This window comes from Chenggangzhangella methanolivorans, assembly GCF_019797865.1.
In the GTDB taxonomy this organism is placed as follows: Bacteria; Pseudomonadota; Alphaproteobacteria; order Rhizobiales; family Methylopilaceae; genus Methylopila; species Methylopila methanolivorans.
On record NZ_CP081869.1, the window covers coordinates 1351474 to 1375194 of the forward strand.

The window sequence follows — 23721 nt, forward strand, 5'->3', positions numbered from 1 at the left end:
CGATTTCATGCTCAGGCCTCCGTCCGCGACGTCAGCACTGACGCTCTGTTTGGAGACGAAGTGAAGTCGTTTCCTAGCGCTGACGGGGCGGCCCACAGCCGGGCTCCCGTCGCGAGCTTGAAGCTCAGCTGCAGCCCGCTCCTGACCCCTATCCGACGTCCGAAATGTCTGCTCGTGGGCACTCTGACGAGTTAGCGCACAACTAGCCGTTGCGGGACCGTTACTCCTCGACGGTCCCGGTCATGCAGAGAGGATCAGTGCTCCATCGTGATTGCGCCGCGGTGCTGTCATCCCCAGGATCGTCGCTAGGCAGGGCAGTCCGCCGCTCATGAGGTGATGGATCCAAAGTGCAACCAGAGTAAGGTTGCCAGCTGGGGGGAGCACTAAGAATGACCATTTTTAGTGGAGAGAATGAAAGGCTGCGGGAGGATTTTGGCCGTGGCCGATGAAATTCCGCCTGTGCCCGCCCAACAGTTCCAATTCGTGCGGGCCGGCGATGCCCCAGGAGCGCCGCTCGAGTGGGGGAAAGACGAAGAGCAGGTCCGCAAGGCCGTCAGCGAAGCGCTGAATGCACGCAACGTCGCCTTCTTGCTCGGCGCCGGTTGCTCATCGCGCGTGGAGGAGGGCAAGGAGCTCGGGGTCCCAACAATGGGGCCTCTGGCGAAAGAATTCTGCGTCGTTCCGACACCTACGTATGATGACGACCTCGAGCTCGTACCGCCGCCCGCATGGGCGCTCGATGCAAGCGACGTCGAGTTTCTCGGCAAGCTCGGCGCCAAGCTCGAAGGCACCGAATACGCGCGCAACCTCGAGCGCCTGATGGAGCTGCTCCACAGCCTACGCTTCGTGTTCACGCGCAGTGACAAGCCCGAGCACGTCGAGCGTAGGGTGAAGGTCGAGACGCTAATTAAGAAGATCCAGGACTTCCTTTGGGAGCGTTGTACCAACGGCGCGTTCGCTCACGGCGACGGCGCGGTGCTCAAGCTATACGAATCTTTCTACCGCAAGCTTGTGATGCGTGACCGCTCACTGCCGCGACCTTGGGTATTCACTACCAACTACGACCTATTCAACGAACGTGCGATGGATCGGCTAGGGTTGCCCTACGCTAACGGGTTCTCGGGCGTCGTCGAGCGTCGCTTCAATCCCGCTACCTTCCGCTACGCCCTAGCCGAACAGCTCGATCTGTCGAACCGCAAATGGTCGGCTGTCGATGGGTTCGTCTATCTCTGCAAGGTCCACGGATCGATCAGCTGGACCGAGGACGACCACGGGCTCTTCCCCGTGCGGGAAACCTGGCCGCAGGACGCGCCGAACAAGGTCATGATCTATCCGACGCCGGCGAAGCAGAATTCGAGCCTCGGATCGCCTTATGCCGACCTCTTCCGCGAATTCCAGTCGCATGTCGTGCGAGAGCAGAGCGTCCTGATCACCGCGGGCTTCGCCTTCGGCGACGAACACCTCAACAACATAATCTACCAAGCGCTGACGATCCCGACATTCCGGTTGATCATTTTCGCCGATCCGGATTCGCCGGGAGAGATCGCTAAGCTCCGCGCACTCAACGACCCCCGCGTCTGGATCATTGGTGGCGACGGACCAGCCGTTGGCACCCGTGCTCACTACTTCGACATCGTGGTCGAGCGCTTCCTCCCCCAGCGGCCAGCCGAGCGAATCGACGACGCGGTGAAGCTTGTGCTCGAGACCTTCGGTCGCAAGACGAACGAAGGCGACGATGGGATCTGACGATCGCCGCCGGGCAATCGGCAAAGTCACGTCGGTCGCTGCGGATCGCTTCGTCATCGAGATGCTCGGCGGCACCGACAACTTCACCGTCGTCGGCTTCGACGACCTCCACTACGTGGCCCGGCTGGGCTCCTTTATCATGATCCCCGCTCAGTCCGAGTACGTTGTTGCCGAAGTCGTCGGGTTGCGCGAGCGGGATGTCGCCGGCGGCGCCGCCGATTGGCAACTCGAGAAAGCCAGTTCCGCCAAATACCTCGACGTAGTGCCCGTTGGGATGCTGCCGGCCGATGGCGACCGCAAGTTCCGGTTCGGCATCTCCATCTTCCCTTCGCTCTACGCCGACGCGCTTTACGCTCTCGACGGCGAACTTGACCGCATCTTCGATACCGAGACGGACACCATTCCAGCGCTTGGTCACAACGGAGCCGACTGTGTGCCTGCGGAGGCTACTCGTTACCGGAACTTGGGCATCGGGCAGTCTGTCGTGTTCGAAGATTACGCGGTCAAGGTGAGGATTGACGACTTTTTCGGCGGTCACGTCGCGGTGCTTGGCAATACCGGGAGCGGGAAATCCTGCACGGTCGCGTCAATCCTCCAAGCGCTGTTTGAGAAGCCAGACGAGCACCACGCGCGTGGTGCCACGTTCGTCGTGCTGGACGTGAACGGCGAATACGATCGGGCGTTCGCCCGGCTACCCGAGGTCGCCGACATCGGGGTCAAGCGTCTTATCCTCGACGGAACGGCGTCGCCAGACCGGTTCCGGCTTCCGCACTGGTACCTCGACCTCTCCGAATGGGAGCTATTACTTCAGGCCAGCGAGCGCACCCAGGTGCCGATCTTGCGCATGGCGCTTGGCCTCGCGACGCTGTTTGGTGCTGCCGATGTTGGTCCGCTGAACAACATACGAAATCACATGCTGGCGACCTGTATCACCCTCATCCTCAGTGATGAGACCCCGCCAGGAGCTAAAGAGACGCGCATCCGCGGGATCCTGCAACGATTCAGTACGGCGCAAATCAACCCTGCGCAGATCGGGGGTATGATCGGGGTCAACTGGGGCAATATGGCCGGGATCGAGGCGGCGTACCAATATCTCGCCGGTGGCGGTGGGCACGCCGGCTTCATCATTCCAAACCTGAAGCTCCCTGACTACGATGGCACGCCTTTCGACTTCTCCGCCTTAGGCGACGCCATCGACCTAGCGCTGCTATACGAGGAGGCGCACGGCAACCGCCAGATCCGCGACTACTGTGCGCAGATGGTCACACGCTTCAAGGCGCTGGAGGAACGCGGAGACTATCGTTTCTTGCGCCACAACGCCGTCGCCGCTGGCGACAGACGAATGTTTCTCGCCACGCTGCTGGGCCTGGAACCTATCGCTGACGGTCACACCAAGGGTGCACAGATCGTCATCCTCGACATGAACGCGGTTGAAGACGAGGTCGTCGAACTGGTCAGCGCCGTGATCGCACGCATGGTCTTCCGCCTTCTCCGTCAAGCCGATCCCCGCAACCGCTTCCCCGTCCACCTGCTACTTGAGGAGGCCCATCGCTACGTCGCGTCCACGCCGTCCCGCCACGCGGTCGACGCGAGCCGGATCTTCGAGCGGATATCAAAAGAGGGACGCAAGTACGGGCTGTTCTTGCTTGTTGCATCGCAGCGTCCCAGCGAACTGTCGAAGACCGTGCTGTCGCAATGCTCGAACTTTGTTGTCCACCGGATTCAAAATCCGGACGACCTTTCCCAGATACGCCAGATGACACCTTTCATCTCTGACAGTGTTCTGCGCAGGCTCCCCTCACTGCCTAAGCAGCACGCACTGGTATTTGGAAACTCCGTCAACCTTCCCACTACCTTCAGGGTGCGGAAAGCCGATCCTCTTCCTGCGAGCGACGATGCGAAGATCGTTGACTTGTGGTTCCACGAAGCTGGGCGACCGTCCCTTCTTCCGCTCGGCCCCGCCGAAGATGGCGCGGAAGGCCATGATTAGCGGCCAACTCGACGACATGATCACAGCGCTGGAGGCGCTTGGCGACTACCGTGTACTGCGGCGGCTGCGACCACCAGAACCCATATCTGAGGCTCCGGCTGGCACGCGTCGCGCCCTGCTCGCAGACGTCGAGACGACCGGGCTGGATCCCGATATCAACGAGATTATCCAACTCGCGATGGTCCCGTTCTTCTACACGGCAGACGATGAGATTGTCGGGGTCGGCAAGCCCTTCAACGCTCTCAGGCAGCCCGCCTCGCCTATCCCCGCTGAGGTGACGCAGATTACGGGCATCGACGACGCGATGGTGGCCGGGCGGTCGATCGATCCCGCTGAGGTCGCCGCATTTGTCGGCAACAACCCTAATGATCGCGCACAACGCCTCGTTCGACCGCAGATTCCTTGAGCGGTTCTGCCCGGCGTTATCGCAAAATCCATGGGCATGCTCGCTTAGCGAAGTGCGCTGGGCCGACGAGGGATTCGAGAGCACCAAACTCGCCTATCTCGCGATGAGCAGCGGCTTCTACTACGATCGGCACCGGGCGGTGCACGACTGCCACGCGACGATCGAGTTGCTCTCCCGACCGTTGCCGACATCCGGCGTCACAGCGCTGGCGGCGCTCCTCACTTCAGCACGAAGCAACAACTCTGCGATGCTGGGCCGAGAACTCGCCGTTTGACGCGAAGGATTTGCTGAAACGCCGGGGATATCGGTGGAACGGCGGCGAGGACGGTCGGCCCCGCGCATGGTGGACAGACGTTGCTGAGAGCGACATCGAGGCAGAGAAGGCATACCTGTGCGCCAAGATCTACAAGCGGGAGGTAGCTCTGCCGATTGCGCGCGTCACAGCATTCAACCGCTACTCGGATCGCATCGTGCCTCATCAGAACGCGCACGCCACCTAGATTGCCTTCAGGATGACGGGCTGCATCGCGTTTAGCTCACATCCACAACATCCTCGCATGTCGAGCCTCAACACCCGTCACATAGCTGGCCACCTAGTCAGGTTCACGTTGGACAGCTTTTTGTGACAATCGCAGGAACGTCCGCCTTTGGCGCGTCTCAGCTAGAGGCACTTGTCCCGGCCTGACCCAAATCGGACGTCGGAGACGTCCGCCTGCAGGCGCTCGACCAAGGCAAGCGTCGCGTCGCCGTGCGGCGCCTCACTCGCCACAGCCAATCCTGCCAACCGCGGGACGCAGGCGGCGAGCCGCGCTGAATGCCAACGGCTAAGGCGAGGGATGATCAGGTTCGCCGCCAGCACAAGCAATGAGCCGAGATGCGGCGCGCCACAGAGGAACCGCATCCGGCGCCTCCGCCGCGTCCGCCAGTCCCCGAATGACTGACGCGATCTCGCGAGACATACTGGGCCAAGCTGCGGCCACGGCGGTCATGATCGAGCTGAAAGTCGTCAGCTGATCGAAGCGGGATCGCGGAAGCGCTAGAACATGCTCAAGCGCGCTGTCCGCCACCATGTGAAGCGCGCCCGACGGCTCGGGCCTCACCTGTCCGGACTGGGTGCGATATGTCGGCCACCGTGAAGCGCAACGCCGCGCGAAAGTCGAGACAACGGCCGTAAACCCCTCGCTGTCGTCAAGCTGCGCGAGGACGTCGGCCCAGGCCGACAGAACCATCTGCGCCCCGATCATCTGAGGCTCCAAGCCCGCCGCTACGGGATCATCGACGAGGGTCGATCGGATCCTAGCCAGAGTTTCCGGGCTGACGCGGCTGGCATCGACATGCGACAGCATGCACGACCGCAGGTGGCGGGCCTCGTCGAGAGGCGCATCATCCATGATCCGACGCGCGATGACGTCGTGGTCCCGCACGGCGAAAGGATGGTCAGGCGGTAGCCAGCCGCCCGCGATCAAAGCGGGAACCACATCGCGGGCCGGCCATATGTTGGCAGGCGCCTCGGGCGGTGGCGCAAGCGTGCCCGTTGGCGGCCACCAGGCGTTGTTTTTCTCTCGGCCGATCAGAAATTGAAGCGGATCAAGCAGCTCGAAGTCGCGATCCGAGGCTCCGTCGCCGATGAGCGCAGCGACAGCCGTAAGAATTAGGCGGTCCGCCGACATCTCGCTGGAGATCTCACGCGCCCAGCGCGGCATCTTCTCGACGGCGGCGATGTCCCGAAATGTCCGATGCGACTGACCGGCGATGATCGCGGCGACGCCTTGCGCATCGACATAGTCTGGCGCTATCGCCCGCAGCATTTGGTCGGCATATGCCCAAACAAACCCGGTCCAGGCTTCTGGCGACAGCTCACGCCATTCCGCCATCCTGCATGCGGCAAGCGCGCCGTACCGGATCAGCGCGACAAACAGCTTGCCGTTCCGCTCGAAACTGGCTGCAAGACCAGCGACAAGCGCCCTCAGCTCCTCAAGATCGGCTTTCGCGGCGAGGGCCGCGCGTAGTCTGAGCAGCGCCTCGGCGGGGGTCACGATCGCGTTGGGATCGCTCTGCGGCGCCTCTTCACGAATACGGGCCCCGAGCTCCAGCAGAGCTTCGCTTGAAAAGCCGGTCGGACGAGAAGCCAGACGTTCAAGCGCAGGCCGCGCGCCCAACGACTCCGAGAGACCGAGCACGTCTTCGCGTGAAACGATGGCGCTCATATCGGCCGTGGAGCTTCGCAAGAAACGCGACATCTCCTCGACCGAGGGCGGCGTCAGATCGTCGACGGCAAGACGCTGCCGCCGTTCGACTTTCGATCTCACGAGTCTCGAACGGTAATAGAAATCGAGACTTCTAAGGCGCTTCAGAGCGTCGAACCGCTCCTGTGCAGTCGGCAGCCGCATGACGGCGTCGTGTCGGTCTCGGCTGACGGCGCTGGCGCGATCGAGGAAATACAGTTCCACGCCGGCCAGGCGCGAGGCCTCGTCGGGATGAACGATCGCACGCGTCTCGGCCGCGATCGCAAAGCGGCGTTTCTTGAGCACGACGGCCAGTTCGAGCTCGTCATCGACAAACCGCGCCTCAAGGCGTGCAGGCTTGCCATCACTGAGCGTCACGGCGAGCGTTTTCGGGACGCCTGCGGCGAGCAAGGTTTCCGCAACTCCCGTGAAGCTCTCGAGCGGCAAGCTGACGTCGTCGGTGAGCGGCAAGGCCGAGAAAGTGCGCCGCGGGAGCGTCTCTCTCAGGCCCCCATGATCGAGAACGTGTTCGATCATCCTGTCGGGAAGGAGGTCGAGGAAGCGGCCTGCGACGGCGTTCATGCGGCGCGCCAGCCGCTCGCGAAGGTCGTCATCCATGCCAGTGTCGTCGGAGCCTTCAATCGATGATCCGCGAGACGCTCTGAGCGACCGTCTCCATGACGAGCTCGAAAGTCTCCGGATCTGCACGTTCAAGCGGCGCGATGACCGAGTCCACGAACCAGTTCGCGAGTTCGGACTGCGCGCTTCGCGACAGGGGCTTCGGCGTGAGCTCGCTCGACAACGGTATGGTCAGGGCATGCGCCAGATGGATGGCGACGTAGTTGCGGACATGAGAATCGACGAGCTTGGACGGCGCATACGGCGCCTGCTGGCGAAGGCGGGCCCACGCCATTCCGACCGGGCTCTGGCGGCGGCGTAGTCCTGGTCGACGGGGGCCTGGCCCCAGATGTCGATCAACGTCGTATGAGCGAGATCCAGATCGAGCGCTCGGCGAATCTCCCCCACGACCCGGCCTTCGCGATCATGGCGTGGGGTCGCGTCGAGCCAGCCCAACCGTTGGCTTTCCTGCGCGTACCAGCTCTGCAGCCCCACGAGCTCTGGGGTCTCAACGAGGCCGCGTTCTCCGAGCGGCGTCTCCAGGAGTTTTCGCGACGCCTCCAGCGCTTCGACCGGCAGATAGGCGTACCCGGCTGTCATCAGCCTGTTCACGCGCTGCTTGACCCAGGCGTGGTCGACCACCCCGCTCCGCCGCAGATGCGCGAGGACCTCCGTGACGCATAGCGCCCGCTCGTGCGGGTTGTGCGAAACCGCGCGGTCTTCGATCCAGAGCAGCGTCGGCTCGCGCTCCTGCTTCCAAAGCAGTTCCATCAGACAACGGATATGCGCCGGGCCGGAGCGTGCTCGTGGGACGGCGCGATCTGGACGCCGGTCCATTTGCCCGTCATCAGACGGTTGGTCACGCGACGTCGAAGGTCCCCGATCGTCGCCTTGATCCTGGCGTCGGCTTCGGCTTCGTGCAGACCACGGACAAGCGCGGCGAACTCGGATCGCTGAATGTAGATTTCGGTCGAGCGAGAGAGCTGCTCGAGCATGCCGCTCGATGCGAGCCGCCAGAAACATCGCCGGGACACGGTGACCGGCGGGCTCTCGCGCAGCGTCATGTCCGTCCCCCAAACTTCGCCGGCGCCCTGAGCGATGAGCGCTTGAAGTTTCGCCAGTTGATCTGGGTCGAGATGGCCTTCGGAGAACGCAGCTTCGGACACACGGCGCAGCGCCTGCGGGTCGAGGCCGCCGGTTTCCTCTTCGCCATCGAGCGAAACCCAATCGGGCTCGAACGCGTCGACCACGCGCAGTGGCCCCGCAGGCGCCAGAGCCTTGCGCGACCGAGACGCCACCTCCGGATCGAGGCCGACGAATTTGTCGTCGAGATCGGCCAGCGCCTCCGAGAGCGAAACGGGTGTCTCGATGACGAAAGCCTGCTCGACCGCATCGAGCATGTCGAGTTTGGCGGCCAGCAACAGAGCCGACAGGTCGAGCCGCAGGACCGGACATTCCTCCACTTGCGGGAGCGGCGCCTTCCTGCGCCCGCCGGAAAGCAGCAACATCGGGAACCGCTCACGGAGAAGGTTCTCGCGTTCAGCTGGATCGGCCAGGAACAACCGAGCGAAGCCCTTGAGATCGCCCAGCATGGCGACAGCGGCGGGCACTTCGCCGCGAAGCCATCTTTCGAAATCTGTTCTGTAGGCCTCGTTTCTCTCTTCGAGGTAGCCCAGAAGTTCCTCGACGGTCTGGAATGAGCGCACCGCCTGGCTTTCGAGCGAACGCCCGGATGTTTCGACGATCTCCTTCTGGATCTTGTGCTGCCCGAGCTCGATCGCCAGGACAAAGGCGTTCTGCAACGCTTCCGCTCCGACCCCGGCTTCGACCGCCTTCTGAAGCGCCTGGCTCGCCAGTTCCTGGTCGTGTCCCCGCATGACGTGCGCGACGTTCAGCGTCTGATGCGGATCGAGCTCGCCGGCGGCCATCGAGCGTCGAGCTTCGTCTGCAAAATCCGCCAGGGCGCCGATCTTGTAGTAGACGTCGAGCAGGAGGCCGCCGATCTTGGGATCGGACCCGGGCTCTCCCCGGATCGCGCGTAAATCGTCGATCAACGGCTGATACTGACCGAGCATCTGGAAAGCGCGGATCCGCAGCCCGCGGAACTCAGGCGGCAATCCATTCAATGCGCCCTCTGCGGCGGCTATCACCTCGAGACAACCTGCAGCGTCCTCGACCTGAAGCGCCGCCGCGGCCGCTAGCCTCAGGACCCGAGGAGTGGCGACCGACAACATGACGGGCCGCAAGCTGACGACTTCGGTCCAGGCCGAGCGAGAGGCGAGGAAATCTGCGCCAACGGCCACCTCCGCCGGAGGGACCGAAGACTCGCGAAGCCTTTCGACCAGCGATCCGTAGTCTCCCGCCACCGCCTTCCGCATCGCGCGCTCATAGGGCGTCGACGGCTCGATGGTTTCGTCTCCAAAACGAATGCGCCAGCTGTCGAGGAGCGCGCGGCTCTTCGGGTAACGGTCTTGATGCTGCTTGATGATGGAGAGACCGCGCTCCGGTCGCGAAGCCCCGGCGCTGAGCGTCGCCCAAGCGATGAGGTGCGTCTCGGAGCCCTTTCCTTGGCGGACAGCGTCCCCGAGCGACTTCCTGGTCTTCCCCAGACGCTGCAGCCGTCCGAAGGACCAGCACCACATCACGACAATCGGATCGACAGGGTCGCGGCGCAGAAGCTGCCGGCACGTAAAGTCGGCCTCGTCCGCCAGGTCCGGGTGCAGCAGGAGAGAACCGAGCCGCCACGTCTCGACCTCGGACGTCTCGGGGCGGTCCCCCTCTATCAGCCTGTCGAAGTCCGCCAACGCGAGATCGAGATTTCGGCGCACCGTTGCGTCCTCGGCGAGCAGGCCAGGATGAACCGGCTGCAGCCGGCCGCCGAACTGCGGCGCAGCGCCTGGCGTGAGCGCGCAGAAAAAGCGGATCGCGCCACGCGTCATAAGGGGCGCAAACGCGCCGCGACCGCGTTCGACCGCAGAAGACGCAAAGCGCAAGGCTGCGACCCTGTCGCCATTGAGCATCGCAAGGATCGCGCGCAGACGGACGATCTCGGCGGTCACTTCGCTTGCCGCGACGCCCTCGAGCTCCCGACTGGCGGACTCCAGATCGCCGGTCTCGAGCAGCAAGCCTGCACGGAGCTCGCGCTCGTGGGCCGTAACGGGGTCCGAAAGAAGCTTGATCGCCTCATGCGGCTCGCCCTTGACACTTAACGCCATGGCGCGATCCGACCGATCAACCGGAGCGCTCAACTCGTCGGCTTGGTCAAACAGGCCTTCAGCCGTCGCGACATCGACGTCGCGCAAGGCGAGCACGGCTTGCGCCCGCAGCGCTTTGGCCCGGGTTTCCGCCGACAGCGAATTCCAGCGCGGTTCGTCGCTGCGCGTCTGCCTTCCTCCAACCATTCACGCAGCTTGCGCGAGCGCCCGGCTCGATCGTCCTCAAGTGCGGTCTGAAGGTTCTCGGCGAGCACGGATCCGATCTGGTCGAGAACCGAGAGCAGCTCCTCCGCGGTCTGCCTCATCGTCGAGATGTTGGCCGGAGAGAAATCCTGCGACGACGCCACGGCGGGCGGCGCCAGGAGAGCTTCCTGCGGCACCGTTTTGTCACGCTGATTGGCGACCAGATCTTCATAATGCCCGATCGGCACGTCGATGCGCGCGTGCCGATCGATCAGCTCGAGAAGATCTTTCTTGCGCAGGCGCCGTGGAGGCTCCCCGGACGCCACGCTCAGAACCTTTTCGGCGAGCGCCGGGCGCAGACGGCGCGCCTGACTGCTCGTCAGCCGACGCTGCGTCGAGGCGAATTCAATCAGTTCGTCGTCGATGTCGGATATTAGATCTGCAAGATTCGGAGCGCCGCAGAGCCAGTGGATCCGCTTCAGGAACTGGCTGCGGAACGCCTCTTCATCGAGTGCTGCGATGAAATCGAGCGTGTCCTGTTTCAGCTTCGATTTCAGCAGGACTGAGCGGAGCGGAGCGGAGTCAGCGAACAGCGCGGCTTGACGCCAATAGGCGAGGGCCGGCCCTTTCGGCACGCGGTGCTCGATCATCCGCTCGTGCCCTATCTCCGCCGTCGTCAGATAGCGAAGCGAGACCACGCGGTCAGGATTGCGCGACACGAGATCGACAAAGGTGTCGATGGCCGTACGGACGTCTTCGGTCTGGAGGGTGACACGGCCGCTGCCCGCCGTGTTCTTCACCTGGACGCCGGTCAGCGCGCCGCGGCTTGCGATCGCGTAGTCCTCGGCGACTTCGAGATAGAGCAGTTCGCCGTCAGACAGCCTCAACCACGCCAGCGTGGAGGCATAGACCTGATAGACGTAGCCGCCCAACGCCGCCACCGCCTGGCGGCCAATCTCACCCTGTGGCGGCTCGTCGTCGGACCCGGGCGAGCTCAATTTATGGTCTCCGTCGCGCGCACGTCCGACGCCCCGCAGATACGACGAGACCGCTCTCCGGCGACGGCATCACGGATCGTGAGGGATTGGAGGTCAGGAGAGTAGAATCGACGGCGAGCGAACACGCCACACTTCTACTACTCGACCGCGCATAGCTGGAAGCGCGGCGACAAGATCGCGACGTCTACTTTTGGCGCTGCCGCAGAGGTCAGCTGTTGGCGCATCTCGGCTTATCGGCATCCGCCGCGGCTGACCCACAGCGGACGCGGGGGTGGTCCGTTGAGGGGCGTCCAAACGATTTCGGTTGTCGCGTTTCGCGACTTCAGATCCGCCAGGGGCTCGGACCCAAGTGTACCCAGTGGCGGTCTTAAGGAGGCGGCCGAGCCCCGGGAACGGGTAGTGGAAGCCCAGCACGAGCATCCGGTCGGCCGACGCCCTGTCGAAGATCCGTTTCCGCGAAGCAAGCGCCGCATCCTTGTCGCGGTCGGGACCGGGCTTCCAAGCGTTGTCGATGTTGACGACCGGGTGGTAGGCGAGGTCGGCGGTCAAAATCGCCTGCTCCGCGCCCGAATCGATCAGGAAGGTCGCCATCCCGGGCGTATGCCCTGGGCCGCGATCGTCGTGAGCCCGGGCGCGATGGCGTCGCCGGCCTCGTAAAGTTCGATTTCCCGCGCGATCGGTTCCACGCTCCGCTTGATGGCCTCGGTGAAGCGCTTCCTGAAGTCGGCGGGAACCGGCATGTAGGAGAGATCGGGATCGCTCCGGACGAAGAAGTCCCAGTCCGCCTTCGGCGCGAGCACGGTCGCGCGCGGAAAGGCCTTGACGCCGTCCGCGCTCCGCAGATTTCCGACATGGTCGGGATGCGTGTGCGAGACCACGATTACGTCGATGTCCTCGGCGCGCAATCCAAGCGCCGCGAGATTGCCGACCAGTCTGCCGCCGTTCGGGCCCATTGTTCCGCCGGCGCCGGCCTCCAGCAGGATGCGCCTGCCCCCCGTTTCGACGAGGACGACGTTTAGGTCGAGCGTCATTCTGTCGGTCGGCAGGAATGCGCGGCGGAGCGCGTCGGTCAGTTCGGGCTCCGGCGCGTCGCTGGCGTAGACGCGGGGCGGGCCGCTGATCTGCCCGTCGCTGAGGACGGTTGCCACGATTTCTCCGACCTTGAAGCGGTAGGTGGAGGCGTTGCCGATAACGGGCGTCGCGGGCTGGCCGAGGGCGCTCGGCTGGAAGCCGATTCCGGAGCTCAGCGCGGACGCGCCGGCGGCGGCCGACAATATGGCCTTGCGGCGGTCGATGGCGAAGCGGGCCATGCGTGGTCTCCTTGATGCGCGTCCAAGTTTGGCGAGAGGCAAACCGGCGCGCGCCTCCGGACGAAGAGGGTCAGGTGCGCGCCGGCGAGGCCGCAAGGTCTGCACGGCGCAGCCACCGCTCGGTGTGACCGGGCGCTTCGGCGGCGGCCTGCCGGGGAAGATCCAGCCGCACGACGAGCCCCTGGGGCTTGCCGTCACGCAGTTCGATCGTTCCGCCATGGGCGCCCGCCACCTCGTGGACGATCGAGAGCCCGAGCCCGAAGCCGCCCGGACCGAAGCTCCTCGGACCCGCGGCGGAGCGGCTGGCGTCGCCCTTGAAGAAGGGCTCGAGCACCTTGGCCTTCAGATCTTCCGGGATTCCCGGACCGAGATCGACGACCTCGATCCGTACGCCGCCTTCGGTCTGCGTCTCGAGCCGCACGGTCGCGGCTCCCGCGAACTTGACGCCGTTGTCCACGAGATTGGTGACGGCGCGGACGAGCGCCTGCGGCTTGCAGGCGAAGACGAGCCGGTCGGGCCCGTCATAGGTCGCGGGCATGCCCGCATTGGCAAAATCGTGGCACACGGTCTGGAGCAGGCTCGGCAGGTCGACGCGCTGGACGGCCTCCGTGGCGACGTCGCGCTGCAGATAGGTCAGCGTCTCCTCGATCATCGCGTCGATGCGGCTGATGTCGGTCAGCATGGCGTCGCGCAGTCCCGCGTCGGTCGTGCGCTCGGCGCGCATCCGCAGCCGCGTGAGCGGGGTCCTGAGGTCATGGCTGATCGCGCGCACCATGCGCGTGCGCCCGTCGATCATCTCCCGGATGCGGACCCGCATGTCGTTGAGCGCGCGGGCGAGCGAGCGGATCTCGCGCGGCCCTTCTTCGTCGAACGGGCGGTCGGGCCCCTCGTCCGGGCTGAGCCCTTGAGCCTCGCGCGCGAAGGTCGTCAGCGGCGCGATGATGACCCCGCCGGCGTAAAGCGCGAGCAGCAGCATCGGCAGGACGACGACGAGAACCTTGGGCAGGAAGAAGAAGCGTTCCGGGTGGAGGAGCGGAAGCGGCGCGCGGGCGGCCGGTGTGAAGGTCAGAACCGCGCCGTCGCCGAAGGGAACCGCGATCGTGTCCTCGGTCGTGCTTTGCGTCGTCCTGCGCCGGAGCTCCGCGCCGAGCGTCGTCTTGAGCTCGGAGCCGATCTCGGCGAGGTCGCAGTCCAAGCTTTGCGCGGGCCTGAGCTGCGCTGCGGCCGCCTGAGGCGTCAGCAGATCGACCTTCAGCCCGGTCGCGCCTGTCGCGGCCATGATGGCGCGCGCGATCTCGGGGCTCGGCGCGGCTGAGATCTGCGCCATGACGGTCTGGATCTTGATGGCGACCCGGCTCTTGTAGGGCGTCTTGGACTCGCTGCTGTAGATCAGGCTCGCGATGACGACGACCGCGATGATCGGCAGCGCCGTCAGGACGATGATCTGCCGGCGGATCGAGCCGCAGAGGAAAAGCGACCGCCAGCGGCTCATGCCTCGGCCTCGACCATGGGCGTGAAAAGATAGCCGCCGAGGCGAACCGTCTTGATGAAGCTCGGGTCCTTCGGGTTGGGCTCGATCTTCTGGCGGATGCGGCTGATGTGGACGTCGACGCTGCGCTCAACCGGCCCCGCGACGCCGGCATGGGTGAGCGACAGCAGTTGCTCGCGCGTGAGCACGCGGCCGGAGTTGAGGCACAGCGCGACCAGCAGGTCGAACTCGGCCGTCGTCATGAATACCTGCGAGCCGGCGTGATCGACCAGGGTGCGTGAGACGGGATCGATCCTCCAGCCGGCGAAGCTCATCGCGCCCGGACGCTCCGGGCGTTCCGCGCCGTAGGAGGCGCGCCTCAGCAGGCTCTTGATGCGCGCCAGCAATTCGCGCGTGTTGAAGGGCTTCGTCACGTAGTCGTCGGCTCCGAATTCGAGCCCCACGATGCGGTCGACGTCTGTCGCGACTGCGGTCAGCATGATGATGGGCGTGCGCGCAGCGGCCCGCAGCCGCCGGCAGATGCTAAAACCGTCCTCGCCGGGCAGCATGACGTCGAGCACCCACCAGATCGAAGGACTGCCGTCGCAGAAGCCGGTCCATCTCGGCGCCCGACTGCGCCGAGACCGCCGTGTAGCCGTTCTGGAGGAGCGTCTCGGACAGCATGTCGGCGATGTCACGATCGTCCTCAACGAGGAGGATCGTTGCCGTCGAATCCCGGGCGTAGGCCTGCATGTGCGCGGTCATGGCGCCCCTTCTCGCGATCGTCGGGCAGTAGAATCGCCGCCCGACGCCGCGTCACGGGGCGAGATGTTTTGTTTTGTGAAGCCTTAGCGCCTGGTCATTCAAAGCGCGCGTCCGTCAGCGCGGCCGAATAGCGCCAGAGACGCAACGCCGCCTCCTTGTAGAGCGCCTGCGGCGGTGGGGCCGCGGCGGCCGGAAAGCCGCGCGTTTCGCCGAGCCGGTCCGGGCCGTAATAGCCGCCGGGCCGCGCCTCCGGCGACGTTGCCGCGAACAGTGTCGGCAGCGCGCCTTGCGGGACCGGCTGGAACAGGAACCAGAGCATCCGGCGGGCCAAACCCGCGGCGCTCCAGCGGGCGGGGGCGTTGAGCAGCAGGTCCGTCCGCGAGACGCCCGGATGGGCGGCGAGACTCGAGATCCCCCAGCCGCCCGTCTCGCTGCGGCGCTGGAGCTCGAAGGCGAACATCAGGCAAGCGAGCTTCGACTGGGCGTAGGCCGGCATCGGACGGTAGTCCTTCACGGCGTTCAGATCGTCGAAGTCGATCGTCCCGCGTCTCGCCGCGACGCTCGACACCGAGACCACGCGGGCGTCCTGGCCGGACTTCAGAATCGGCAGCAGCTGCGCGGTCAGCGCGAAGTGGCCGAGATGGTTCACCCCGAGCTGCAGCTCGAAGCCGTCAGCGGTCTCGCGACGCACGGGGGGCGTCATCACGCCAGCATTGTTGACCAGCAGGTCGAGACTGTCCCGCTGGGCGCGGAGCCGCTCGCCGAAATGCGCCACGGATTTCAGATCCGCGAGATCGACCTGCTTGAACGTCACGTCGGCGAAGGGCTCCTCGCGCCGGATCCGCGCGACCGCGTCCGCGCCCTTCTCCGGATCGCGACCGGCGACGATCACCTCCCCGCCGGAGCGCGCGAGCGCAAGCGCCGTCTCGTAGCCAAGGCCGCCGGTCCCGGTGACGACTGCGGATCGGCCCTTCAGGGAGGGCATGTCGGACGTCGACCACCGCGCCATGGTCAGCCCTCCTGCGCGGGGTGGAACGCGGCCTGCCGACCGCCGATCCGTGCGAATGGAAGCGCGGTCGTGGGGGCGCCGGTCAGGGCCAGGATCGCGTTCGCGACCGCGGGCGCGATCGGCGGCACGCCGGGCTCGCCCATGCCGGAGGGCTTTTCGGCCGAGGGGATGACGTGCGTCTCGACCGCCGGAGCCTCCCTCATCCGCAGCAAGCGATAGCGGTCGAAGTTCCGCTCCTCGACAAGCCCGTCCTTGAGCGTGATCGCGCCATAGAGGGCCGCCGAGAGACCGAAGCCCACAGACCCTTCCATCTGCGCCGCGATCTGGTCCGGCGCGATCGCCAAGCCGCAATCGACGACCGCGACCACCCTGCGCACGGAGGGCCGGCCGTCGGCGATCCGGACCTCCGCCACCTGGCCGACGACCGTGCCGAAACTCTCATGCACCGCCATGCCGCGCGCCCAGCCGGGCTCGATCGGCGACCCCCATCCGGATCTTCGGCGGAGCTCGTCCAGGACCGCGATGCGTCGAGCAGAGCCCGCCTTCTCGTAGAGCGCGCGCCGATAGTCCGCGGGGTCGCGGCCGACGCGCCGGGCGAGCTGGTCGACGATGTGCTCCATCGCCATCGCGGCGTGCGAATGGCTGACCGAGCGCCAGAACTGCACCGGCACGGGGAAGCTCGGGGAAAACACCTTGCCGTCGATCGCCGAAGCGCCCGAGAAGTAGGGCGACCCCTCCACGCCTTCGGCCGTGACGCCCGTCATCATCGGCAGCAACGGCTGCGCGACCACATGGTGGCGCCAGCGCGTTGGATAGCCGTTGGGACGGAGCTCGATCCAGGCGCGGTGATGGGCCATTGGCCGGTAGTAGCCGCCGGTGATGTCGTCCTCGCGGGTCCAGAGGAGTTTGACAGGCCGCCCCTCGATGCGCTTCGCGATCCGCACGCATTCAACGAGACAGTCGGCCGACAGGACGCCGCGCCGGCCGAACGATCCGCCGGCCGGAAGCACCTTGATCTCCACCTTGCCCGGAAGCGTCAGCGCGACGCGGGCAGCCTGGATCTGATCGACGGTCGCCATCTGCGAGCCCGACATCACCTCGACGGACCAGCCATCGACGCGGACGACGCAATCGAGCGTCTCCATGGGCGCATGGGCGAGATACGGGACGTCCAGCGAGAACTCGAGGGCGTTCGGTCCGAACGGAGCTCTGTTGTCGCCGTGCGTTCCGAAGGCGCTCGGCTTCAGCTCCGTGCGCCCTTCCGCGATGTCACCGAACCAACGCGAGAGCTCCGGCGAAGAGCGCCGTTCCGCGTCGCGGTCGTCCCAAGCGGTCCTGAGGACCTTGCGGCCCTCGATCGCCGCGAATGTGGTTTCGGCCACCACAGCGACGCCGCTCTCGATCGCGAACACGTCGATCACGCCCGGCACGGCGCGGGCTTTCGTGTCGTCGAAGCTCGCCAGCCTGCCGCCGAAGCGCGGACTGCGCGCCACGACGGCCGAAAGCATGTCCGGCAGCCGAACGTCCTGCGTGTAGATCGTCTCGCCCGTGCTCTTGCCCAGGCTGTCCTTGCGGCGAACGCGATCGGTCCCGATCAGCCGGAAGTCTGGCGGAAGCTTCAGAACCGGGGCGGAGGGAGGGGACTGGCGAGCCGCCTCCTCGAGCAGGGAGGCGAAGCTCGCGGAGCGGCCGGAGGCGAGGTCGGACACGACCCCGTCCAGCACGACGAGCGTGTCCGGAGGCGCCTCCCAGCGTTCGGCGGCGGCCGCCACGAACATCGCCCGTGCGGCCGCTCCGGCGGCGCGCAGCGTGTCCCAGTTGTTCGCGATCGAGCCGGAGCCGGCCGTGAACTGCGGCCCGTACGCGCTGAGATTTCCGGCAGCGTCGACGACGCGGACCTTGTCCCAGTCGGCGTCGAGCTCCTCGGCCACCATGGCCGCGATGCCCGCATGGACGCCCTGGCCCATCTCCTGCTGCTTGTTGACGACCGTCACCCAGCCGTCGGGACCGATGCGGATGAACGGCCCAAAGACGCCGGTCTCGACGGGCTCGCCGCCGGCCTGCAGGACGGCGCCCGCGACCTTCAGAGGTCGAGCGACCGTGTAGCCGACGATCATGGCGCCGCCGACCAGCGCCCCGCCGAGCAGGATGCGACGGCGAGACAGCGGGAAGCGGCCCTTTGGATTGGGGCTGTCGGATGCGGAGGTTCTCATCGCCTGGCCTGCTCGCTCGCCTGCTGGCGCAAGAGTTCAGCCGCGTCGTGGATCGCGGCGCGGATGCGCGGATAGGCGGCGCAGCGACAGATGTTTCCGCTCATCGCGGCGTCGATGTCGTCGTCGCTCGGCGAGGGCTCCTCGCGCAGCAGCGCGACGGCGCTCATGACCTGACCGGACTGGCAGAAGCCGCATTGGGGCACGTCACGCGCGACCCATGCAGTCCGCACGGCCTCGGCCTCGGCGCCCTTCAGGGCCTCGATCGTGACGATCCGCGCCGTGGCCGCCTCCTCGAGAGGGATCGCGCAGGACCGTGTCGGGCGGCCGTCCACATGAACCGTGCATGCGCCGCAGAGACCGGCGCCGCAGCCATATTTGGCGCCCGTGAGCTGCAGCGTGTCGCGCAGCACCCACAGCAGCGGGGTCCGCCCGTCGAGGTCGACGCTCCGCTCCTCGCCGTTGACCGAGATGGAATGGGACATGAGGCAATCTCCTTTGCGAACCGGAGCCGAGGTCAACGCCAGCCTTCCGTGGGATGGCGCTGCGAACGGCGCTGAATGCGGTAGACGGTGGCGGGCGGGACGTTGGACAGCGCGCGGCCGACGCGGCTCGCCTTCAGGCCGAGCCGGTCGAGAATCGGCCGCGGCGCCGGGCAGCCCGGCCCGTAGGTGAACTGGTAGAACGCCCCCCCGGGTTTCAGATGGCGGAAGGCGCCGTCGAGGATCGCCACAACCTTCCGAGGCGACATTGAGAGGAGCGGCAGGCCGCTCACCACCGCGCCCGCCTGTCCGCCGCCGAACAGATCCACGGCGCGCAGCCGGGACGCGTCCATCCACAAGACGCGCGCCTCGGGGAAGCGCGCCTCCAGCATGACGGCGAACTCCGAGCCCGCCTCGACCAACGTCAGGTCGCGTTCCGCCACGCCGCGATCGAGGAGCGCGCGGGTGAAGACGCCGGTGCCCGGTCCCAGCTCGATCACCGGACCCATCTCCGGCCCGATCTCGGCCGTGATAGCCCGCGCAAGCGTGGCGCCGGACGGCGCCAGAGCTCCGACGCGCAGCGGCGCGGCCAGCCATTCGCGAAGAAAGGTGATGCCGTCGAAGGATAGAGTGGCTGTCATGGGTCGGTCCTGTCGCGTCGGCGCGTCGCCGCTTGCCGGAACCAGACCTGCCGCGCTGTGACGTTGCTTTGGATGTCTCTTTGTTAAGAGATGTTCGGGCGCGCACCATGCTGAGGGGCGGGGTCCGAATACCTCGCCGCGCTCGACTCAACATTTCTTAACAAACAAAAACTCATCGCAACCGCTCAGCCCTGCATGGTGCCGGCCAGTCGTTGATCGAACCGGCCGCTTGCGGCTTCCACGATCGCCGCCTCCGCACGCATCCAGGAGCCGCTCGCATGCGCATGATGAGATTCGCCGCGGTCTGCGCGGTCCTGCTCGCCCGAACCGGCGCGTTCGGCGCATCGCTCTTGCTGACGTCGGAAGCGGTCGCGGTGCCCGGCGGACCGGAGGCCGCGACGGCGCGCCTTTCGTCCGTCGAACAAGTCTAGGAGAAAGCGATGGCCGCCAGATTGCGTCGCGCAGCTTTGGGCTGGCTGTCGTTGCTGCTGCTGCCTCTGCCCGCCGTGGTGGGATACGCCGAAAGCCGCGTTCCACTCGGCGCGCCGGCCGAGATCTCGAACCGCTCCGCGAAGGGCGACCGTCTGCCGCTCGCGCGTCGGGCGGAGCTGCCCTGGCGCTCCTGCGCCTCGACGGAGCGTGGCAACCACGTCGCTATCTGCCGGGTTCTCGGCGCGGCGGATTGAGTTCGGATCGGGAAAGCGTCCCCCAAGCCCGATCCGACCGGCGGCCGCGGTCTTAAGACCGATCGCGGCCGCCGGAGCCGACGCTCAGCGAGCAAACTCGCGCAGCCGCGCATTAAGGAACAACGTGTGCGATCTCTCGGCCGGATCGCCATGAGCCGTCTTCTCGGCTGTTTGTTGGCCTAATTCCGCCGCAGCAATCTCGGTCGCCGCCAGGCGACCAGCCGTGGCGTGATCAGGCTTGGGCGCTGACGCGATCGCCTCCACCGACGATCGCTGCCGTCGCCGGACCTTCTCTTCGGAAGCCGCGCGCGCTCGTCACGGCGCGGCCAAAGCGGCCCCGGCCGCGACGCCGGCCAGTTCCGCAAGGGCGTGTCGCCTGTTCATCGTATTCGCTCCTGTCGTTCGGCGTGGCCGGCCCGGTCCTCGTGCTCGCGCGGCGGATCTCGTGGAACTCCGCCGTCCGCGGCGGTCAGATGATCTGGCCGCCCGACACTTCGATCCGCTGCGCGTTGACCCAGCGGTTGGCGGGGGCGAGCAGGCTCGCGATCATCGAGCCGATGTCGTCCGGCACGCCGACGCGGCCGAGAGCGGTCATCTGCGCGAAGGCCTTGTTGAGGTTTTCGTCATCGCGCACCACGCCGCCGCCGAAGTCGGTCTCGATCGCGCCGGGCGCCACCGTGTTGACCGCGATGCCGCGGGAGCCGAGCTCTTTCGCCATGTAGAGGGTGAGCGTTTCCACCGCGCCTTTGACCGCGGCGTAGGCCCCGTAACCTGGATAGGACATGCGGGTCAGGCCCGACGACAGGTTCACGATCCGCCCGCCGTCGGCGATCAGCGGCAGCAGCGCCTGCGTCAGGAAGAACACGCCCTTGAAGTGCACGTCGACGAGCCGGTCGAACTGCGCCTCGGTGGCGTCCGCGATCAGCGCGTAGTCGCCATGGCCGGCGTTGTTGACGAGATGGTCGAAGGTCTCGCGGCGCCAGGTCTGGCCGGAGCGCCGCTTTCAGCGTGTCAGCGAACGGCTTGAACGCCGCGACCGAGCCGCTGTCGAGCTGGAAGGCGAGCGCCTTGCGGCCCATCGCCTCGATTTCGGCCACGACCTTTTCGGCCTCTTCGGAACGGCTGTGATAGGTGATGACGACGTCGCCGCCGCCGCGGGCGATGCTGAGCGCGGTGTTGCGCCGAGGCCGCGGCTGGCGCCGGTGACGAGGGAGATTGTGGTCATCTTCGGAAGCTCCGTTTTGAGGACGGGCCGAACATGGGCCGCCGCCGTCCCGGCTTGTTTCCCGAATCTCGAAGGTTTTTGCCTATTCCTCCGAAGGGGCGTGCAATCCCTGCGCGGTCGGTTTAGCTTTCGGCCATGACCGCTTTGCTTGACGCCGTCCGCGCGCATATCGACCTGCAAGGGGCCGGCGACGGCGTGTTCGACACGCCCGTCGCGGGCCTGACCCTGGTGCGGGTCACAGCCCCAAGCGAGCTCGTCCACCAGATCCCGCGCCCGCTGGCGGCGCTGGTGCTGCAGGGATCGAAGCATGTCGCGATGGGCGTGACGGCCTTCGACTTCTCCGCCGGCGACTCTTTGCTCGTCACCGCCGACGTGCCGACGCTGAGCAAGATAACCCGCGCGAGCCCGGCCGCGCCGTATGTCTCTCTGGTGCTTGAGCTCGATCCGGCCGTCATCGCCGACCTGACGGCGCAGATGCCGCAGGAGGAGACCGGCGACCGCGCGCCAGTGCGCGTGCATCCGACGGACGCGGAAACAGCGGACGCGGCGCTCCGCCTGATGCGGCTGTTCGAGCGCCCCTCTTCCTTGCCAGTGCTGGCGCCTCAGCTCGTGCGCGAGATGCACTACTGGCTGCTCGCCGGCCGCCATGGGGCCGCGATCCGTCTGCTCGGCTGGCCGGAAGGCCATGTGCGGCGCGTGGCGCAGGCCGTGGAGCGGCCGAACCACGTCTGGTCCTACGACTTCGTCGAGGATCGCACGCACGACGGCCGCAAGTTCAGGATGCTCAACGTGATCGACGAGTTCACGCGCGAATGCATTGCGATCCGGATCGGGCGGAGGCTCCGGTCGACCGACGTCATCGACGTCCTGTCGGACCTGTTCGTCCTGCGCGGCGCGCCGGGCCACATCCGATCGGACAACGGCCCGGAGTTCGCCGCCAAGGCCGTCCGCGAGTGGATCGTGGCCGTTGGCTCCCGGACCGCCTTCATCGAGCCTGGCAGTCCCTGGGAGAACGGCTACTGCGAGAGCTTCAACGCCCGGCTACGCGACGAGCTTCTCAACGGCGAGATCTTCTACTCGCTCGCCGAGGCCAAAGCCGTGATCGAAGGCTGGCGACGGCATTACAACGCCGTCCGGCCGCACTCGGCGCTCGGCTACAGACCGCCCGCGCCCGAGGTCGCGCTATGGCCGGCTGCGCAACCCCGACCAGCTCCGCCGGCCACACCAACCATCGCGTCAGCGCCGCTCATGAACTAACATTGCAACCGGACCACTCGATGGGGGCCGGCCACTGACGCCGAACTGCCAGATGTGACCCTTGGCGATATTGCGCAGCATGGAGGATCGGCGCTCACCCTGCTTCCCCCAGGGGATGCGCTGACCGGTCGAAGCTTGCTCGGCGGACGCGTGGAAGCCGGCGCCTTTCGAGTATTTGTATTCGACGAAGCCCCTGTCGCGGCAGAACTCCAGCCAGGCGACGTTAATCATCGCGACGACGTTGTTCGATGCGATCTTCTGCCCAATGCCCAGGGCGGGAAAGCCGTGCTCGACAAACTCCAGCAACGGGATCTCATGCTTCAGCACGAACCTGCCGACTCTCGCGAGGCCCGCGTCGATTTCGGATTGGTCAGCGAAGCAGAGCACGCCGGAGCCATGGACGACGTGGGGGCAATCGAAGGCGGCAAGCGCCTGATCCAGAAGCTTGCGATCGATCGCTCCCGAACTCTCGAAATACCGGATGACGTCCGGGGCCTCGGCCGCGCGCAACCAGTTTTGACGTGAGGCGTTCAGCCTGATCAACGAGCGCAACTGCGCCGCGTCGGCGAAAGATCTCCCAATTGGGATCGATCGCGACCTTGTCGGGGAAGCGGGGCGCGTTGCGCCGCTTGAGCGCGTCCAGCAGGCGATCGAGCCCTTCCGCCCATCCTCGAACGAAGTCGACAGGTATCGCGTCGCCGAGGCCTTTGACGTTGCGAGCCGGCTCCAAGCGAAGCGGAATGATGAAGCGCGCGTCGCCGAGCTCCTTCGACATCTCCAGCGCGAGATCGAGATCGTCCCTGACGTGAGGGTCGTCGAGCGTGGCCTGACGGCAAATCAGCAGGACCTTCGCCGCTCGATGCTGCAACGCCTGGCCGACTTCACGGCGCCAGCGGTCTCCCGGCGAAAGGGTCAGGACGTCGGCGAACACCCTGTAACCCGCGGCCTCGAGCTTGGGCGCGAGCCAGAGCGCGAATTCGTCGTCGGATGGAGATGACTTGATCAGGAAGAGCGTGTCGCGCTCGGCTGCCTCGCCGACAGCCTCGGCGCGAGGCAGCAGTCTGGCGAGGACGTCCGGAACCGGTGCGGACTTCGCAATGCCCTTCTGCACAGCGCTGGTGACGATGGCCTCGAGAACACCGGCGCTTTGCGTCCAGAGTTTCGGGTGCGCCCTCTCGATGTCCGGATACTTGCGAAGCAGCGCATTCAGGTCTTCGAGCCCGACGATGTCGCCGCTCGTCAACAAGGCTGGCCCGATGAGCTCGCCCAGCACGGCTTTCTTTTTGT

19 protein-coding genes and 5 pseudogenes are annotated in these 23721 nt (G+C 66.1%); 8 read left to right on the forward strand and 16 right to left on the reverse strand.

Annotated elements, in window-relative coordinates; all coding sequences use genetic code 11:
* Positions 1 to 438: 438 nt before the first annotated feature.
* From K6K41_RS07125 to K6K41_RS29335, 4 genes are read left to right on the forward strand one after another with little or no spacing between them, the layout of a single operon-like run.
* A complete protein-coding gene (locus K6K41_RS07125; protein ID WP_261404475.1) occupies positions 439 to 1746 on the forward strand; it encodes an SIR2 family protein in 1308 nt (435 codons plus the stop codon).
* The gene (locus K6K41_RS07130) at positions 1736 to 3736 is read left to right on the forward strand and encodes an ATP-binding protein (protein ID WP_261404476.1); all 2001 of its coding nucleotides are present in this window, start codon (positions 1736 to 1738) and stop codon (positions 3734 to 3736) included. The genes K6K41_RS07125 and K6K41_RS07130 overlap by 11 nt, the downstream gene beginning before the upstream one ends.
* On the forward strand, positions 3714 to 4142 hold the full coding sequence (locus K6K41_RS29330) for an exonuclease domain-containing protein (protein ID WP_315855152.1): 429 nt from the start codon (positions 3714 to 3716) through the stop codon (positions 4140 to 4142). The genes K6K41_RS07130 and K6K41_RS29330 overlap by 23 nt, the downstream gene beginning before the upstream one ends.
* A 52-nt stretch (positions 4143 to 4194) precedes the next feature.
* The gene (locus K6K41_RS29335) at positions 4195 to 4416 is read left to right on the forward strand and encodes a hypothetical protein (RefSeq protein WP_315855153.1); all 222 of its coding nucleotides are present in this window, start codon (positions 4195 to 4197) and stop codon (positions 4414 to 4416) included.
* 550 nt (positions 4417 to 4966) lie between these two features.
* Here the strand turns inward: K6K41_RS29335 and K6K41_RS07140 are convergent.
* The 12 genes and pseudogenes from K6K41_RS07140 to K6K41_RS07195 all read right to left on the reverse strand — a co-directional run bounded on the left by K6K41_RS07140 (position 4967) and on the right by K6K41_RS07195 (position 19266).
* The gene (locus K6K41_RS07140) at positions 4967 to 6985 is read right to left on the reverse strand and encodes a hypothetical protein (protein ID WP_261404477.1); all 2019 of its coding nucleotides are present in this window, start codon (positions 6983 to 6985) and stop codon (positions 4967 to 4969) included.
* A gap of 19 nt (positions 6986 to 7004) precedes the next feature.
* Positions 7005 to 7169, reverse strand: a complete 165-nt coding sequence (locus K6K41_RS07145; RefSeq protein ID WP_261404478.1) for a hypothetical protein — start codon at positions 7167 to 7169, stop codon at positions 7005 to 7007.
* A gap of 8 nt (positions 7170 to 7177) precedes the next feature.
* Positions 7178 to 7756, reverse strand: coding sequence for a hypothetical protein (locus K6K41_RS07150; protein WP_261404479.1), 579 nt, complete (start codon positions 7754 to 7756; stop codon positions 7178 to 7180).
* Positions 7756 to 10296: a hypothetical protein gene (locus tag K6K41_RS07155; protein WP_261404480.1), complete on the reverse strand. Its 2541-nt coding sequence runs from the start codon at positions 10294 to 10296 to the stop codon at positions 7756 to 7758. Before K6K41_RS07155 ends, K6K41_RS07150 begins: the two co-directional genes overlap by 1 nt.
* On the reverse strand, positions 10230 to 11381 hold the full coding sequence (locus tag K6K41_RS07160) for a hypothetical protein (RefSeq protein WP_261404481.1): 1152 nt from the start codon (positions 11379 to 11381) through the stop codon (positions 10230 to 10232). Before K6K41_RS07160 ends, K6K41_RS07155 begins: the two co-directional genes overlap by 67 nt.
* A 336-nt stretch (positions 11382 to 11717) precedes the next feature.
* Positions 11718 to 12691, reverse strand: a pseudogene (locus tag K6K41_RS07165) (MBL fold metallo-hydrolase); the annotation flags it as partial.
* A gap of 70 nt (positions 12692 to 12761) precedes the next feature.
* Positions 12762 to 14183 carry an ATP-binding protein gene (locus K6K41_RS07170; protein ID WP_261404482.1) on the reverse strand — a complete coding sequence of 474 codons (1422 nt, stop codon included), beginning with the start codon at positions 14181 to 14183 and terminating at the stop codon, positions 12762 to 12764.
* Positions 14180 to 14924, reverse strand: a pseudogene (locus K6K41_RS07175) (response regulator). Before K6K41_RS07175 ends, K6K41_RS07170 begins: the two are co-directional and overlap by 4 nt.
* Before the next feature lie 94 nt (positions 14925 to 15018).
* A complete protein-coding gene (locus K6K41_RS07180) occupies positions 15019 to 15933 on the reverse strand; it encodes an SDR family oxidoreductase (RefSeq protein WP_261404483.1) in 915 nt (304 codons plus the stop codon).
* Between the two features lie 2 nt (positions 15934 to 15935).
* Positions 15936 to 18146: a xanthine dehydrogenase family protein molybdopterin-binding subunit gene (locus K6K41_RS07185; RefSeq protein ID WP_261404484.1), complete on the reverse strand. Its 2211-nt coding sequence runs from the start codon at positions 18144 to 18146 to the stop codon at positions 15936 to 15938.
* Positions 18143 to 18628 carry a (2Fe-2S)-binding protein gene (locus K6K41_RS07190; protein ID WP_261404485.1) on the reverse strand — a complete coding sequence of 162 codons (486 nt, stop codon included), beginning with the start codon at positions 18626 to 18628 and terminating at the stop codon, positions 18143 to 18145. The genes K6K41_RS07185 and K6K41_RS07190 overlap by 4 nt, the downstream gene beginning before the upstream one ends.
* Before the next feature lie 32 nt (positions 18629 to 18660).
* Positions 18661 to 19266 (reverse strand): class I SAM-dependent methyltransferase, encoded by a 606-nt coding sequence (locus tag K6K41_RS07195; RefSeq protein ID WP_261404486.1) that lies wholly within the window; start codon positions 19264 to 19266, stop codon positions 18661 to 18663.
* Positions 19267 to 19544: 278 nt separating this feature from the next.
* On the opposite strand from K6K41_RS07195, the gene K6K41_RS07200 reads away from it, so the two are divergent.
* Both K6K41_RS07200 and K6K41_RS07205 read left to right on the forward strand, forming a co-directional pair.
* A complete protein-coding gene (locus K6K41_RS07200; RefSeq protein WP_261404487.1) occupies positions 19545 to 19697 on the forward strand; it encodes a hypothetical protein in 153 nt (50 codons plus the stop codon).
* A 9-nt stretch (positions 19698 to 19706) separates the two neighbouring features.
* A complete protein-coding gene (locus tag K6K41_RS07205) occupies positions 19707 to 19952 on the forward strand; it encodes a hypothetical protein (RefSeq protein ID WP_261404488.1) in 246 nt (81 codons plus the stop codon).
* A gap of 84 nt (positions 19953 to 20036) precedes the next feature.
* On the opposite strand, the gene K6K41_RS07210 is transcribed toward K6K41_RS07205, so the two are convergent.
* Both K6K41_RS07210 and K6K41_RS07215 read right to left on the reverse strand, forming a co-directional pair.
* Positions 20037 to 20216, reverse strand: a complete 180-nt coding sequence (locus K6K41_RS07210) for a hypothetical protein (protein WP_261404489.1) — start codon at positions 20214 to 20216, stop codon at positions 20037 to 20039.
* Positions 20217 to 20421: 205 nt separating this feature from the next.
* Positions 20422 to 21177 (reverse strand): annotated as a pseudogene (locus K6K41_RS07215) (SDR family NAD(P)-dependent oxidoreductase).
* Between the two features lie 135 nt (positions 21178 to 21312).
* Between K6K41_RS07215 and K6K41_RS07220 the strand changes: the two are divergent.
* Positions 21313 to 21771: pseudogene (locus K6K41_RS07220) on the forward strand (AraC family transcriptional regulator); the annotation flags it as partial.
* A gap of 117 nt (positions 21772 to 21888) precedes the next feature.
* Positions 21889 to 22434 (forward strand): annotated as a pseudogene (locus tag K6K41_RS07225) (IS3 family transposase); the annotation flags it as partial.
* On the opposite strand, the gene K6K41_RS07230 reads toward K6K41_RS07225, so the two are convergent.
* Complete coding sequence (locus K6K41_RS07230; protein ID WP_261404490.1) at positions 22414 to 22761, reverse strand: hypothetical protein; 348 nt, start codon at positions 22759 to 22761, stop codon at positions 22414 to 22416. The pseudogene K6K41_RS07225 and the gene K6K41_RS07230 overlap by 21 nt on opposite strands.
* 43 nt (positions 22762 to 22804) lie before the next feature.
* On the reverse strand, positions 22805 to 23707 hold the full coding sequence (locus tag K6K41_RS07235) for a toll/interleukin-1 receptor domain-containing protein (protein WP_261404491.1): 903 nt from the start codon (positions 23705 to 23707) through the stop codon (positions 22805 to 22807).
* Positions 23708 to 23721 lie beyond the last annotated feature (14 nt).